12 protein-coding genes are annotated in these 14,864 nt (G+C 53.7%); 6 read left to right on the top strand and 6 right to left on the bottom strand.

The features are described 5' to 3' along the window. The 3 genes from HY751_01070 to HY751_01060 form a co-directional block, all read right to left on the bottom strand. Positions 1-525: a molecular chaperone TorD family protein gene (locus HY751_01070; GenBank protein ID MBI4664978.1), complete on the bottom strand. Its 525-nt coding sequence runs from the start codon at positions 523-525 to the stop codon at positions 1-3. A 208-nt stretch (positions 526-733) separates the two neighbouring features. Further along, positions 734-3,340, bottom strand: a complete 2,607-nt coding sequence (locus HY751_01065; GenBank protein ID MBI4664977.1) for a molybdopterin-dependent oxidoreductase — start codon at positions 3,338-3,340, stop codon at positions 734-736. Positions 3,341-3,354: 14 nt separating this feature from the next. Then, positions 3,355-3,894: a 4Fe-4S dicluster domain-containing protein gene (locus tag HY751_01060; GenBank protein ID MBI4664976.1), complete on the bottom strand. Its 540-nt coding sequence runs from the start codon at positions 3,892-3,894 to the stop codon at positions 3,355-3,357. 581 nt (positions 3,895-4,475) lie between these two features. Between HY751_01060 and phnD the strand changes: the two genes are divergently transcribed. From phnD to HY751_01045, 3 genes are read left to right on the top strand one after another with little or no spacing between them, the layout of a single operon-like run. After that, a complete protein-coding gene (gene phnD, locus HY751_01055; protein MBI4664975.1) occupies positions 4,476-5,357 on the top strand; it encodes a phosphate/phosphite/phosphonate ABC transporter substrate-binding protein in 882 nt (293 codons plus the stop codon). After that, positions 5,354-7,189, top strand: a complete 1,836-nt coding sequence (locus tag HY751_01050; GenBank protein MBI4664974.1) for a hypothetical protein — start codon at positions 5,354-5,356, stop codon at positions 7,187-7,189. The genes phnD and HY751_01050 overlap by 4 nt, the downstream gene beginning before the upstream one ends. 34 nt (positions 7,190-7,223) lie before the next feature. Continuing rightward, positions 7,224-8,606, top strand: a complete 1,383-nt coding sequence (locus tag HY751_01045; GenBank protein MBI4664973.1) for a sigma-54-dependent Fis family transcriptional regulator — start codon at positions 7,224-7,226, stop codon at positions 8,604-8,606. A gap of 41 nt (positions 8,607-8,647) precedes the next feature. Here HY751_01045 and HY751_01040 read toward each other — a convergent pair whose 3' ends face one another. Further along, positions 8,648-9,052 (bottom strand): PCP reductase family protein, encoded by a 405-nt coding sequence (locus HY751_01040; GenBank protein ID MBI4664972.1) that lies wholly within the window; start codon positions 9,050-9,052, stop codon positions 8,648-8,650. A gap of 15 nt (positions 9,053-9,067) precedes the next feature. Beyond that, positions 9,068-9,913: a P-loop NTPase gene (locus HY751_01035; GenBank protein ID MBI4664971.1), complete on the bottom strand. Its 846-nt coding sequence runs from the start codon at positions 9,911-9,913 to the stop codon at positions 9,068-9,070. A gap of 338 nt (positions 9,914-10,251) precedes the next feature. On the opposite strand from HY751_01035, the gene HY751_01030 reads away from it, so the two are divergent. Next, positions 10,252-11,442, top strand: a complete 1,191-nt coding sequence (locus HY751_01030; protein MBI4664970.1) for a universal stress protein — start codon at positions 10,252-10,254, stop codon at positions 11,440-11,442. Next, complete coding sequence (locus tag HY751_01025; protein MBI4664969.1) at positions 11,439-13,268, top strand: radical SAM protein; 1,830 nt, start codon at positions 11,439-11,441, stop codon at positions 13,266-13,268. Before HY751_01030 ends, HY751_01025 begins: the two co-directional genes overlap by 4 nt. Before the next feature lie 14 nt (positions 13,269-13,282). Here HY751_01025 and HY751_01020 read toward each other — a convergent pair whose 3' ends face one another. Continuing rightward, on the bottom strand, positions 13,283-13,789 hold the full coding sequence (locus tag HY751_01020; protein MBI4664968.1) for a molecular chaperone TorD family protein: 507 nt from the start codon (positions 13,787-13,789) through the stop codon (positions 13,283-13,285). Between the two features lie 864 nt (positions 13,790-14,653). Here HY751_01020 and HY751_01015 point away from each other — a divergent pair. Continuing rightward, positions 14,654-14,863 carry a hypothetical protein gene (locus tag HY751_01015; protein MBI4664967.1) on the top strand — a complete coding sequence of 70 codons (210 nt, stop codon included), beginning with the start codon at positions 14,654-14,656 and terminating at the stop codon, positions 14,861-14,863. Position 14,864 lies beyond the last annotated feature (1 nt).

Raw genomic sequence — 14,864 nt, 5'->3', positions numbered from 1 at the left:
TTACTGCTTCGTCTCGCAACGGGTGGCGTTCGCGGCCGCTTCTTCTACCTCGCTCTCGATAAATCCCGCCGCAAAATCGAGAATGGCTGAGTAAAATTTCAACTTGGCCTGCGCGGATACTTTCAGGAAATAATCCCTCATCCACTTGGCTGGATGCGCGGATATGAAAGACATTCGTTCCATTTCATATCCATCTTCATCCGTCAGCACGCCCTCTTTGATGTTCTTTATCCTGGCGTCCAGCAGGGAAGCTATGAAGGCAAGCTCGATCCCGGCGTGATCAGGGAAGATATTGGGATATGATTTCCTGTATTCAAAACCTGACTTCTGGTAGGTTATCTCCACCTTGTCGGCGGCTGGCGCCAGGTGCCGCCCCTCCAGGTAAACCGATTCATATGGCTGGGCTGAACCGGGCTGGACGAAAAGCGCGCAGTATTCCGCCGCCAACTCATCCAGCAACGTGTCGTCGCTCTCCCCGGCCCCAGGCGCCAAGTCCACGCCAATGCTTTTAAGAAACCCGGACATTTGTTCTGTCCGGAGAATGGCCAAGAGTTCCCGGTCCACTTCACGAATCATAAATTGGCTTAGAAACAGGTAAACGTTTCGTAATGATTCAAGCTCTGCAATCGTATCGTTCAACATAAACTTCGCAACCTTTATAAAATCCCCTGGCCGGAGGTTGGAGCCGCCGGCCAGGGAAGAAACTCAGAAATACCGCCTAAAGCCGCTTGGCCTAGACGATGACAGGGTTAAAGTCATTATACCCCTTATCGTTTTTGGCGACTGCTACGGTGGATTTTTCCGGAGTGGCGTTGGACGCCAGTTCCGAATGGACCTTCTTGTGGTTGGCCCCGGCCACGTTGTAGGTTAGCGTCTCCTTATAGAAGGCGATAGCCTTATCCACATCGGCCACTACATCACCGTACTTGTCTCCCTTATGGGCTTTCTCCACGGAGACCACCGCGTCAAACCATCCCTGGGAACCGCCGATCGGATCGGTGCATACCGGGATGATGTCGTTCGGGTGGACGCCAGCGTCATCCCACCACATCTGCTTGTGCTCCGGATCGTCAGTGGCCCACTGGTGCGACTTCGCGCCCTTGTTGGCCGTGGCGAACCTGCCGCCCACCTTGTGGCCCACGGCTGTTGAAACAGCCACCACTTCCGGATGGATGGACTCGGTCACGTTGGCGCGGGTTACCATATAACCTACGCCGGACGTGATCCTGATCAGGTCGTTGTTCTTGATCCCAAGCTTCGCCGCGGTCTTGGAGTTTATCCACGCTGGGTTCTTGTGGACTATCTCCGACAGCAACGGCAGGTTGCCGGTTCTGGACTGGGTGTGTACGTTCCACTTGAAGGTGGTCAGCACCATCTGCCCCGGTTTTAGTTTCTTTTTGCCTTTCTCCCAGTGCCACGGATGCTCCTTGAACACCGGCATCGGGTTGAAACCAGCCTTGGCGTAATGGTCGGTCTTGATCTCGATCTTCTTGGAGGGAGTGCCGAAACCGGCCCTCTTCTTTCCATTTACCTCCACGCCGTTCGGATCTTCCTTCATGTGCAGGCCATACTCCGGCTCCACAAGTTTGCCGTCCTTGTAGTACCTGTAGTCCTCCGGGTTCAACTGACCGTAATCAGGGAACACGCCGTTCTTCTTCAGGTACTCGTATCCGCCCACATCCTTGAGCCCTTTGACGTTGTCAAAGTGCTTATGCATGTAGTCCGCCGTGGTGCCGTAGGAGAAGTACTTCTTGATCCCCAGGCTTCCGTCCGGATCGATCCGGTTGGCAAGATCCAGTATCACGTCACGGAACTCCCTGGAATCGCCCATCGGTTTTACAACCGGCTGGCGGAGGCCAATCCACGGCAGAAGGTCACTGGGCATATTTTCCGGGTCGTGCCTCTCCAGATAGCTGACGTCCGGAAGGATGATGTCGGCGTACAGGGAAGTCTCGCTTATCACCGGGCTGAACGTGATGAAATACGGAATGAGCTTCTCATCCTGGTAAATCTTCCTCCACACATGGGCGGAAGGATAGGTGTACGCAGGGTTGTCATAATAGTCCATCCATATGGCCACCTTCGCCTTCCCTTCCAGTATCAGGTAGGGAATGTGATGGCTCACATGGTGCCCCGCCAGCGGATAGTCGTGAGGCTGATGGAGGACACTGTGCCCTTTGGGTTTTGGCGGGTTTGGCTCCACGCCGTCCCAACCCATCCCGCGGGGAAGGCAGTAGCCGCCCTTCCGCTCGATGTTGCCGGTAATGATCGGCAACAGCATGCACGACCGCTCGTTGTAAGATCCGTACATGTGCTTGCAGGGGCCGCGGTAGGTGTAGGTGGTGGCGGGTTTGGCCGTGGCGAACTCCCTGGCGATGCGGATAATGTCCTCCGCTTTCACGCCGCTGTAGCTTTCGGCCATGGCGGGCGTGTACTTGGCCAGGTAGGACTTCAGCTCGTCGGCCGACACGTTTACCCAGTCGCGGATGAACTCGGCGTCGTACAACCCTTCCTGCATGATGACGTTGGCCATCGCCAGGGCGATGACGCCATCTGTGCCTGGGAACACCGGATGCCACTCGTCGGACTTGGCGGCGGTGTTGGAAAGACGCACGTCGAAAGTTACCATCTTGGCCTTGTTTCCCACCACGCCGTCCATGATCCTCTGGGCGTACGGGTTGTGGAAATAGGCGGCCTCCAGGATGTTGCTCCCGAAGTTGAGGATGTACTTGGTGTTGGCGAAGTCCGGCGTCTCGATATCCGGACCCCAAGTGGCTTCCATGCCTATCTTCTTAGACGACTCGCACACCGAGGTGTGGTTCATTGTGGCCGAAGAGCCCAAGGCGTTCATCCACCTGTCAATAAATCCGTGGGTGCGGTTTCTGCCCCATTTGAAGCATATCTCGTCGCGATCCTTGCCGGACTTGATGTGCTCACGGATCTTCCCGGCCACCTCATTGAGAGCCTCGTCCCACGAAATCCTTTTCCATTTTCCTTCGCCCCTCTTGCCTACACGCTTGAGCGGGAAAAGTATCCTCTCCGGGTCATAAACATGCTGGAATCCGGCGTTGCCCTTGGCGCAAAGCCTGCCGCGGTTTCCGGGTTGCTTCGGGTTGCCCTCCAGCTTCACTATCCGGCCATCCTCGACATAGGCGATGCCGCCGTCTTCAATGTTGCATGTCATGCAGGTGTAGGGGACGGCCTTGCGCTCCACACCCTTTTTTGTCACCGATTTTCCACCCGGGTTTAGCTCCATGGCATTGGCTTTCTTGCCAATGGCCGCCATGGCCGCTCCGGTGGCGGCGCCTAACTGCAAAAACCTTCGTCTGCTGAAATCCATTTTAGATCACCCCCTTATGCCTGTTGCATCGTGTATTTGCCGGATGTGAAATCCTTAGGATTCACCTCGCGGAACCCTTCCATCTCCAGGGAGAAGAACATGTCCAGCCCAATGTAATAAACACCGGGGCATTTTTCCTTCTCCTTGGCCTGAGCCACGCCATTTTGGGCGATAAGCTTGCTCACCTCGCTGTTTGGATCGTTGAGGTCGCCGAAAACGCGGGCTTTGCCGATGCAGGTCTGTACACAGGCGGGCATTAGGCCGGCGTCCACCCGGTGAGCGCAGAAGTTGCACTTGTCCGGCAGGCCGGTGTGCTTGTCCCACGAGACCGCCTCCACCGGGCACGCTTCGATAGCCGCGGCCTCATAAACGCCGTTGGCGTCTTTTTTGGCCTTGGACTGGTCGAAATCGATAATCCCGTCGGGCCTCTTGAAGAACATGTCTCCACCTGTCTTTTTCGAGGCTTTCATGCAACTTCCGCACTGGTTGCACAAAGTCGGGAAGAAATGGCGTTTTGCGTTGGGATACTGCCCCTTCTCATAGGTGCGAACCATGGTTCTCCAACGGCCTAACCCAACCTTGTTCTCAGTCTTGCAGGCTACCGTACAAGCCTGACATCCGATACAACGTCTAAGATCAACAACCATAACCATCTGTTTTGCCATACATTTATCCCCTGATAATCAGAATCCTCTTTAAGCGTTAGAGCAGTAATCCCCTGTGAATGGGGTGTGACTTGAAAAAGCCCCCTTTGGCAGGTAGAGCAATACGGATGCCTAACTCATGATTAATGCTAAATAACCTACAAAATCCCCATCGTGACAAGCAATAAAGGTATAAGGTGAATTATCCCCCAGTAACCCAGGGACTGATTCGATAACAACATTGGAGCAGGGGTGTTCCATATTTGGACAACCAGAGAGTTGCTGGAATGATGTAAATAGAATGGGGTGGAGTGAAAACTTGACTGTTTTGGTAAATCATTAAGCGCTTTGTCCGGGCCGGTACCCCATTCATACGATGGCGCCCAGTTTGCTCTCATTTGATTTGATGAGGATAAATATGCTAATTTATATAAAAATCCATTGGTCAAAGACTCCCTTTTCATCACATTCCATGTCGCAAACCGGTTAACATGGCTAAATTTCTATTCTCATTGGCGGCGGTGTTGTTAGCGCTGTCGTATGGCTATGGGTATTCACAGGGTATTAAACCCGCCGCAAAGCACAGGCTCCGGTTTGGCCTCACGGCCGTGGCGCTGGAATACGATTTGGCCACCCATAAAAAACTGGTTAATCTTCTTGAGAAAAGTCTGGGCATCCCCATAGACACGGTTTACCGGAAGTCATACCAGGAGATGAGTTCTCTTCTTGAGAGCGAAAGCGTGGACGTCGCCTTCGTTTGCGGCCTCCCATATACTCTCGATCACGACAAGTTCGGGCTCGAGCTTCTGGTTACGCCTGTTCTCAATAACAGGCCCATGTACCAGTCTTTCTTAATCGTAAGCCGGGAGAGTGGCTACGCGTCCCTCGAGGATCTGAGAGGAAAGGTGTTCGCGTTTTCCGATCCGCTTTCAAACTCCGGGTTTTTAGTGCCTGTCTATTATCTGAGCAGGATGAAGGAGACCCCTGAAACATTTTTCAGGACCTTTTTCTTTTCATATAGCCACGCCAATTCTATAGAAGCTGTAGCCTCACACCTTGCGGATGGGGCCTATGTGGACAGCTATGTGTGGGAGACAGTCTCCAAAATGCACCCTAAAATAACCGCGGAGACCAAGATAATCCACAAATCAGATTACATGCCCTTCACCCCATTTGTTGTGCGGCCGGGCCTGGACAATTCCATCAAGTCGCGCCTTAAAGAATTTTTCCTTGCGTTGCACAATGACCCTGCCGGAAGGGAAGTGCTCAAGTTGATGGCCATTGAAAAGTTCGCCCAAATGAAAGATTCCGACTACGATTCCATACGCAAAATGCGCAAGACGGTATCTTACACAAAGGCTCCGGCGCGATGATTCCCCGGATATTCAACCTTTTCAGGTTCGACGCGCCCATTGGAGGCAAGATAAGCCTTCTGCTTGTAGGCACGATACTTATATGCTCATCGCTTCTTACTTACGTTTTATACGTTGAAAGCCAGAAGTTTCTGGAGGGTGAGCTGAAGCACAACGCCGTACATACGGTTTTCAGCCTTGCCACAAGAAGCGCCAATCCGCTTATCCGCCACGACACATGGGATCTTTACAACGCGGTGCGCGATGTCACGCGCCAGGTTCCCAAACAGTTTGAGGGGCTTCACCTTATAGAGTATGCCGCCGTAATAGACGGGGCCGGCAATGTCGCCGCGCACTCCAATCCGGCCAGCTACCCGTTAGGCTCCCATTTTACTTTGCCCGGTGTCCCCACAGGTGAATCCTCAGCTGGAGCCGACCTCCGGATAGAGCATAAGCCCGGAATGTTCAGGATGTTCCACGCGGTGGCCCCGGTCACCATAAATGGCGAGAAAATCGGGATGGTGGTGGCCGGCGTCTCCGACAAGCCATATGTCGCTACCATAGGCAAGCTACGCGCCAAGGTTGTCTTTATTTGCATTGGCCTCGCATCGCTCGGCGCGCTTCTCGGGTATTTCGCCATGCTAAGGATGCTCCGGCCCATAGACATTACCGTGAAAAAGATCGGCGCCATGCGCACAAACGTGCTGGACGACATTGACATAAACCAATATGAAAAGAGGGACGAGATAGCGCGGTTCAACGATTTTGTCACCGCCATCATCGGCAGGTACGAATCGGTGCTGAACGAACTGCGGCTGGAAAAAGAGAAGCTGGACAACATCCTCCACGGGATGCAGGCTGGCATGATAGTGATGGACACCACCATGTCTGTGATATGGCAGAACCGCATCCACAAGGAATGGTTCGGCGAAATGCTCGGATGCAGATGCGTCCACAACAGCACAGAGCGGTTTTCCGCGTGCCCGTCGTGCCCGGCGAAAGAGACGCTGGTTTCCGGAGAAATAGTCTCCTGCGAATCCAAGAAAAGGGTGGTTGCGGGTGAAGAGCGGAACTTCCACATACTGGCCGCGCCGCTTCATAACGAGCACAACCTTGTAATAGGGGCGCTGGAGCTTTCCCTGGACACCACCAACCAGGCGAACCTCAAGGAGGACTTGAAACGCAAGGAACAGCTGGCGCTGATGGGGCAGATGGCCGCTGGCCTTGCGCACGAGATTAGAAATCCGCTTAACGCCCTGATAACCGCGTTACAGCTTGTTTCAGGCGCTTCGTCCAAAATAACCGATGAGCAGAGGCGCAATCTGCTTTTGGTCATTGAAAAGGAGGCGTCACGGCTCAACGCGACGCTGAACGATTTTCTCGGTTTCTCGCAGGAGCGGAAACCGGCCAAGAGTTATTGCGACATCAACCGGATCCTTGATGAAGCGTTGAACCTGGCCATGCATCACCGCAACGGCTCCGCCCGGTTTGACCTGATAAGGGAGTTCGCCCATGAGGTGCCGTCCATACTGGCGGACCAGAACCAGATAAAGCAGGTGGTGTGGAACCTGGTTATAAACGGGATCCAATCCATGGAAAACGGCGGTTCATTGCGGGTGAGCAGTGGTGTGGACGACGGCTTTGTATATTTCAGGGTGAAGGATACCGGCGTGGGTATGACCGATGAGGAAATAGGCAATTGCTTCACGCCGTTCTACACGAAAAAAAGCGGGGGGCTTGGCCTTGGCATGGCCACCGTGAAAAGGATAGTGGAACAGCACAACGGCAAGATAGAGCTTAGCTCCCGGCCCGGCAGGGGGGCCGATTTCCGCGTGCTTTTTCCGGTCAACTGACTTTAAATAAAACAATAAAATGGCAGTATGAATAATGGGCAATCTTCTTATAGTAGATGACGAGCATTCCATCCTCACCACACTCCATATCCTGTTCAGCAACGAGGGACATGGCGTTGAAGTAGCCTCCAGCGCGACCGAGGCCAAACGCCTGCTGGACGCCAACATTTACGACCTGGTCCTTACGGACCTGAAGCTGAGGGACGGCAGAGGGACGGAGGTGCTGGAATACGCCAAGGCGATGAACAGCAGGACAGAGGTCATCATATTCACCGCCTATGGCTCTTTTGAGTCCGCCGTGGAGGCTATAAAACTCGGCGCCTTCGATTACATTATAAAGCCCATAGATTCGAACAAACTCCTAGTCACGGTTTCCAAGGCCTTGGAGCACAAAAGCCTGGTGGCCGAGATAAAAACCCTTCGCAAGGAGTTCCGCAAACAGTACGGTTTCCAAAACATCCTTGGCGAAAGTCCGCAGATAATGGAAGCGATGGACATTGTGCAAAGGATTGCGGAGACCGACGTTTCAGTGCTTATAGAAGGAGAGAACGGCACAGGCAAAGACCTGATGGCCAGGGCGGTGCACAGTTCCAGCCTACGCGCTTCCGGCCCTTTTGTGGCCATAAACTGTGGCGGAATAAATGAAAATCTCCTGGAAAGCGAGCTTTTCGGGCATGTTAAAGGCTCTTTCACCGGCGCGGTGTCCAACAGGGTCGGGCTTTTCGAGGAGTCTATCGGCGGCACGCTGTTTCTGGACGAGGTAGGCTCCATGCCGATTTCCCTGCAAACAAAACTGCTTCGCGTCATTCAGGACAAAACCATCCAGCGGCTTGGCGCCAATGAAAATGTGAAGATAAATACCCGCATCATCGCCGCATCCAACCGGAAACTGGCCGACATGGTGAAGTCCGGTGAGTTCAGGGAGGATCTTTACTATCGGCTGAGGGTGGTGGAGATAAACATACCCCCCCTGCGGGAGCGGAAGGGGGATGTTTTACTGTTGTGCAAACATTTCCTGAACAAGTTCTCCGCGTCGATGAGAAGAGACGTTAAGGGATTCACCAGAGATGCCCTTAACAGGCTTCTGGAGCATCCATGGCCCGGAAATGTGCGGGAGCTTGAAAACTGCATTGAAAGCGCCGTGGCCCTGTGCAAGTCCAGCACGATAGATCTGGATGACCTGCCAAAATCCCTGGGCGGGGTGGAGGTGGGCATCGCCTACGCGGCGTCGCAAAATCCAATCACTCTTGAAGAACTGGAAAAAAGGTACATCCTGGAAATATTGAAGTCCAATAACTATAACCAGAAGAAGACCGCCGACATTCTGGCCATTGGGCGTAACACCCTGTGGCGCAAAATAAAACGTTACCAGATAAAGATGCCGCTATTGGCCGACAGCCTCAACAGGATCGTTTGAAGACGCCCCCCGGGGCCTGAACACGGCCGCCCCGCCTGGGGTCACATCGATTTTTTCACCTCGTCCATCAGCTCTGTGCTGATGATCCTGGCTCCGGTTTTGCGGGCATGCCTTTCGATGGCCATCTTGGCCATGGGCCGGGCGATGTCTGGAACGCGCATAAGCCGCTCTTCGGCTTGCTTGTCCCAAATTACCGGTTCGTCATCACCGGATTTCTTCAAGGCCCCCTCAACGGCCTCCATGGGCGCGCGCTGTGCCATAGCGGATCCAAGCCCCACATGCACTCCCATCCCTTTAACAAGCTGGGCTTCCATCGGGTTTATCAGCATAAGCGCGCCGGAGCCGCACGAAGGGCATTTGAAAGTTATTCCAGCCGACCCGTCGGTGTCGCCGTTAACGGAGTTTATCAACATGGCCTCTTCACACTTGATACACACGAATTTCATATTCCGTAGCCTCCTTTAACCGGCGCTGTTCACGTACGCAACAGTTTTATCGCAAATGCCGTTTATGGCGGCCTCGGGAATTTCCATGCTCTCACCTTCACGGACAAACGGCACACTGCCCAGTAATGGAAGACGCATAAAATCCAATGCTTCGGTCATGTCGCCTCCGTTGAAAATTGGCGCCATTTTGTTGCAATGACGGCACAAAACTCCGCTCATGTTCTCAACCACGCCTATAATAGGCGCGCCAGTGTCCCGTACGCTGTCCACGGACTTTAACACCACCCGGTACGACACCTTCGAGGGAATGGTGACAATTACCACGCCGGAAACCGACGGCACTAACCCCATCAGGTCGTTGAGCCTTCCAAGGGAAGGGGGTGTGTCAACAAGCAGGTAATCCAACTGGCCCCAGTCCGCGTCGCTTAGCAGTTCCCGGATGGCTGTGGCCTCCATTGCGCCCAGCCATGGATGTGTGGCCTGCGGACCCTCCCATTTCACGGGCGCTCCGTTCGAGCCGGTGAAAAAATCCAGCGACATCACCTTAGCGCCGCATTCTCCCACGGCAGGTATAATACCGTTTTCTCCGCGTATAGCCTTATATGAGTCCACACCTAACATGTATGGTATCGACGAGCCGTTTATGTCCGCGTCCAGCGCGCCAACGCTGTATCCACGGTTCGAAAGCGCCTTGGCCATCATGGCTGTTATGAAACTTTTACCCACACCGCCTTTTGCGCTGACAATCACTATGACGCGCTTGATGCCACGCATCCTTTCGTGAAGGGCGCCAAGCTGACCGGATACCTGTTCCAGAATCCCAGAGCCGCCATCTCCGCTCACTTCGGAATATTTTTTCATATCACATCCCAGCCTATTATTTAGTACACTGGATTCAAATTATAAGCAAAAAACGCTCCACGGCCAATTTGTTGCGTCATGTACATGTGGTTACGGCTAATTCGGGTATCACGCTAATCTAGAGTGTTCCAGGTTGGCGCGCTTCCATGGCGTTTTTACCTTTGCGCCGTGGGGAAACCCACACACCTCCTTTGTTGTTGATGGTCTGGAAGATGAGTATGGCTGGAAAATCAGCCAGTTAAGCCGCATATTCTCAAGTTGTGCGTTTAACGCCAATTGGGCATATCCATTGCTACATAGGTTGGAGATGTTTTAAATCCAAGAGGTTCTCAAAACGTATGTACAAGAACATACTTGTCATGGTTGACAATTCAAAATATTCCGGCTGGGCGGTGGATATTTCCGCCGATTTCGCAAACGCCTTCGGCGCTAAAGTGGTGGGAAGCCATGTTTATGCGGCCCGTCTCCATGAAGACAGGTTCATCCAGATGGAACCCGGACTGCCCGCGCAGTTCCAGGATCCTGAGGAGCTTTCCAAACAGCGGGACATCCATTCTGTCCTCATTGAAAAGGGGCTGAAAATAGTTTCCGACTCGTTCCTGGATGTGTTCCAGAAAAAGTGCGACGACCGGAAAGTACCATACGAGCGCAAGACGCTGGAGGGGAAAAATTACCACGAAATCGTAAAGGACGTTCAATCATCCGGTTACGACCTTGTGGCGATGGGGGCCAAGGGGCTCGGTGAGACCCCGTCCACCCAGCTGGGGAGCGTATGTGAGCGCGTGACGCGACGCATACAGGTGGATGCGGTGGTCCTGAAAAACGACAGGCCGTTAAAAGACGGGCGCGTGGTGGTGGGCATTGATGGAAGCGCCTGGTCGTTCGCGGCGATGTCTGCGGCCATTGCCATGAACAAACACATGGGATGCTCCATCACCGCCATCACGGTGTATGACCCGCACTTCCATTACCGGGCTTTCAACAGCATTGCGCGGGTGCTTTCCGAAGAGGACGGTCAGGTGTTCCGTTTTAAGGAGCAGGAGAAGCTTCACGAGGAAATCATAGACTCCGGCCTGGAGAAGATTTACCGGGACCACCTTAACAGCGCCATTAAAATGGCCGAAGAAGAGGGGGTTAAGGCCGAGGGGCTCGTTCTGGCCGGCAAACCTTACGATGAGATACTCAAGTGGCTGGATGGTAATGACGTGTCCATGCTCATCCTTGGCAAGCTTGGCGTCCACTCCAACAACGGGCTTGATATCGGCTCAAACACCGAGACCCTGTTGAGGGCCGCCCCCTGTAACGTGATGCTTGTAAGCCGCACTGTCACCCCAGGAAAGGACAATGAGGTACAGTCCGAGCCTGTGAAGTGGGAGGACGAAGCCATAGTGATGTTGAACCGCGCCCCTTCGTTCGTGCGCAATATGATACGTGGTCATATGGAAGCCGAGGCGCGCCGCCAAGGCGCCAAGACTATAACGGGGGAAATGATGCAACAGGCCCGATCCCGTCTGGAACCCGGGAAGTGACTTTCCTGCCGTACGCCGTATCCTGGAACCTCACTTCGCGATGCAACCTGTCGTGCGCCCATTGCTATATGGACGCTGGCGCGCGAGCCGCAGGGGAGGGGGAGGAGCTTTCCACGCAGGAAGCGCTGGCGGTGGTGGAGCAGATAGCCAGCGTCAATCCCGGCGCTGTTTTAATCCTCACAGGCGGGGAGCCTTTGCTGAGAGAGGACATCTTTGAGATCGCCTCCAGGGCGGCTGGGCTTGGGCTTATCACCGTGGTGGGGACAAACGGAACGTTGCTTGACGCCAAGATGGCGGCGGCGTTAAAAATTTCCGGAGTTACCGGCGTCGGTGTGAGTATAGACTCCATAGAGCCTGGGCGCCATGACGGGTTCCGCGGCGCGCCGGGGGCCTGGGCCAGGTCGGTGGAAGGGCTTATAAACGCGAGGGATGCGGGGCTGGACATACAGGTGCAGACAACGCCGCGCCCCGGCAATACCGCCGAAATACCTCTAATAGCCGAATGGGCGCACAGGATGGGGGCGCGCGCGTTCAATCTGTTTTTCCTGGTATGCACAGGCCGGGGAGAGAAGATGACAGACATTTCCCCGGAAGAGTATGAGCGGATACTCACATGGGCGTCGGACGCGCGGGCGGAGTATCCAGGGATGATGATCCGCCCCAAATGCGCGCCCCATTTCAAACGGATAATGGCGCAGGCCGACGCCAATGACCCGTTGCTTAAAACATATATCGCCGCCTGCCGGGCGGGAACCAACTATTGCAGGATAAAACCGGACGGCAAAATAACCCCCTGCCCGTACATGGACACGGCGGCCGGTGACTTGAGGGAAAGCGAGTTTCCACTCATATGGCGGCATTCTCCAGGGCTGTCAATGTTCCGGACGCCGGAATACCATGGCAAATGCGGCGTGTGCGCTTACAGGTTGCTTTGCGGCGGATGCAGGGCGCGGGCTCTGGCTTCCGGTGGCGGCCAAATGGGCGAGGATCCGTATTGCCTGTATCAACCCAAAGGGGTGGAAGAACCGGTGGTATGCGCCGACACGCGTAGCAGGTTCGGCGGGGAGGATATCTGCGGGGCCGAATGGTCCAGGGAGGCGGTGGAGACGATGGAGAAAATACCGGTTTTCGCCCGTGAGATTGTAAAACAGCGCGTAGAGGAATACGCCGCCAAACACGGGGTTCCGGTTATTACCAGCGACATTTTACGCGCGGCGGCTCCAGCCCCCTCAGGCGCGCCGGTGTTCAGCCGCAAGAACCTTTCGCCAGGAATCGCGTGCGAGAGCGTGGAATGGGATGCAGACGCCCGCGCGCGGGTGGAAAACGCTCCGGATTTTGTGCGGCCGGGAATATTGAAACTTATGGCCATCAGAGCGAGACAGCGGGGGATTGGCCGGATAACCTCAGGATTCCTTTCAGAAATCCGCGACGAATCCATGATGCTTGTGACCCGCAGGATGAAAAAGATGGGATTTGAGAAATTGAGCATGGAAGCGTGGGACAAGGCCAAAGGGAAATTCAAGAAAGATGGCCGCAAGCAGGAAGTCATCGAAAACATAAAAGCCATGTTGGACACCCGTGGAGCAAAAAATGAAAACATAATCGAAAAATTCGGCGATTTCTTTTCGGACGACACGGGGGAGAAAATGGGATGGACCCCGGAGGCCAGCAAAAGGCTTGAGAGCGCTCCGGAACCTTTCCGCCCCATGGCGCGCAAGTTCATAGAGAAATTCGCCAGGGAAAACGGTTATAAATACATCACCGAAGAGGCGCTGGAAAAGGCGATGGAACGCTCGCCTTTTGCCCGGTTTTCAGCTAAAAAGTGACCAGCGCGCGGCTTTCACTCCTTTAACCCGTTCAACCTTGCCGTCTCGGCGGCGATGATATCCATCGTAAATTTCAGCATGGACGGATAAAAAAGGGCCGAGGATATTTTGACTGCTTCTTCTAAAATCAGCGCCAGCCAGTCGAAATGGTTAGTCAGATACTCCAGGTTATCCGCTACTGGAACATTTGCGTGAACGGCGCCGTAATACTCCAGGAGCAGGCACAGATGATCCGGGGCGTGCCCGTATTCAGCTGGGATTTCCAGTTGCGCCGCTTCGTACTTATTCCTCATGTCGATGGCAGGGTCACCCAGAAAATAGCCGGTTTGAGCGCCCAGGGCGGAAACACCGGTTTTGTCCCACGGTTTATGCACTGACTCTATCAGCGGAATAAAAGGAGGCATGGGCCCTTCAAAAAGGGACATATACTCTTCGCGGAGCGAAAGGAAAAAAGCTGGTTCACCCTCCGCGGATATGGCAGGCGCCGCAGGAAACTCCAAGCGGTATCCCGCCTCTTGCATCCAGCCATCCATGGCGCTCTGGACTTGTGATGAAGCAAGTTGGCCGGAAAAAATATCTTCTGGCGGTTTAAATATTTCAGACAGGGTAAGAAATATTTCGGAGATCGCTGAATCCACGCTCATGCCCGGAAGTTACCAGAAAAAAAGGAATGGGGCAAGCGGGTGGTGTCTCAGTTTGAATCTCAAATAATGGACAGATCCTTCACTTCGCTTGCTCTTCGCTCAGGATGATTATGTTATCAACGGCTTTTATATTGTCATTCTGGGCGTAAGTGGAGAACTTCCCCTGTACTTTCAAACTGGGACACTACCGGCAAGCGTTACCGGGAAGTACTATAGGACTTTTACCGAGCGCGTGGATGCATGGCTTGAACAGGTGTTAACAATAGGAACGTCCAATTTCCAAGGTATTGAAAAAAGGAACACCGTTTGAGAGATGAACCGGAATTCAAGCGGACAAAGCTTGTGACAAGCCACTTCATGCTAAAAACGCTCCAGTGATCAAAAACCTGCGGCCGGAAGGGGCAAACCATATGTAATTAATGAAATTAAAAATATTTAACGCCATTGGCTACTGGCAATATATAGTAGCGTTATCTGTTGTTGGAATTCGGCCATGCGCTTGTTATGGCCCGGAAATTGCTGTTTTTGCATTTCGGGGACAGAGGTATTGTTTACGGGGGATACGATTGGGAATGACACATAAAGTTCCCGCTTTGGCCTCAAGGGCGTTACTCGGCCTTGCCGCTTTACTGCCCCCTAAAGCTCGGTTGATCTGTTCGAGGCTAAGTTATTTGTCCGGGGAAAAGATAGCCCGGATACTTTTTTGCATTATCGTTGGGCTTTGAAGGGGAAGGATCGAGGATGCGAAGGGCTTTTTTTCTTAAGTCTCTCGGCTTGATCGGGTTGGGCATTGTTGGAGCCAGGCTGGGCTTGAAGCCGGAGAAGGAGGCTGTAGATAACGTTATTTGCGGCCCCGGAATGTCAGTCTCTCCTTCGGACTCACTAAACAAGAAAAAAGATATTCTTGAAGAGCGGCTGGGCATGAAGTCCGGCGCCGGGACACTTTACTAGC

The organism is Nitrospinota bacterium, assembly GCA_016208975.1.
Lineage (GTDB): Bacteria > Nitrospinota_A > UBA7883 > UBA7883 > JACRLM01 > JACQXA01.
Note: the sequence above shows the minus strand (reverse complement) of the source record. Positions and strands in the feature narration are given on the sequence as shown.

Coding starts and splice junctions, on each gene's coding strand:
- HY751_01035 (MBI4664971.1), bottom strand. CDS start 9,913: ATGAAAAAATATTCCGAAGTGAGCGGAGATGGCGGCTCTGGGATTCTG.
- HY751_01015 (MBI4664967.1), top strand. CDS start 14,654: ATGCGAAGGGCTTTTTTTCTTAAGTCTCTCGGCTTGATCGGGTTGGGC.
- HY751_01050 (MBI4664974.1), top strand. CDS start 5,354: ATGATTCCCCGGATATTCAACCTTTTCAGGTTCGACGCGCCCATTGGA.
- HY751_01045 (MBI4664973.1), top strand. CDS start 7,224: ATGGGCAATCTTCTTATAGTAGATGACGAGCATTCCATCCTCACCACA.
- HY751_01060 (MBI4664976.1), bottom strand. CDS start 3,894: ATGGTTCGCACCTATGAGAAGGGGCAGTATCCCAACGCAAAACGCCAT.
- HY751_01040 (MBI4664972.1), bottom strand. CDS start 9,052: ATGAAATTCGTGTGTATCAAGTGTGAAGAGGCCATGTTGATAAACTCC.
- HY751_01030 (MBI4664970.1), top strand. CDS start 10,252: ATGTACAAGAACATACTTGTCATGGTTGACAATTCAAAATATTCCGGC.
- HY751_01065 (MBI4664977.1), bottom strand. CDS start 3,340: ATGGATTTCAGCAGACGAAGGTTTTTGCAGTTAGGCGCCGCCACCGGA.
- HY751_01070 (MBI4664978.1), bottom strand. CDS start 525: ATGTCCGGGTTTCTTAAAAGCATTGGCGTGGACTTGGCGCCTGGGGCC.
- phnD (MBI4664975.1), top strand. CDS start 4,476: ATGGCTAAATTTCTATTCTCATTGGCGGCGGTGTTGTTAGCGCTGTCG.
- HY751_01020 (MBI4664968.1), bottom strand. CDS start 13,789: ATGCAAGAGGCGGGATACCGCTTGGAGTTTCCTGCGGCGCCTGCCATA.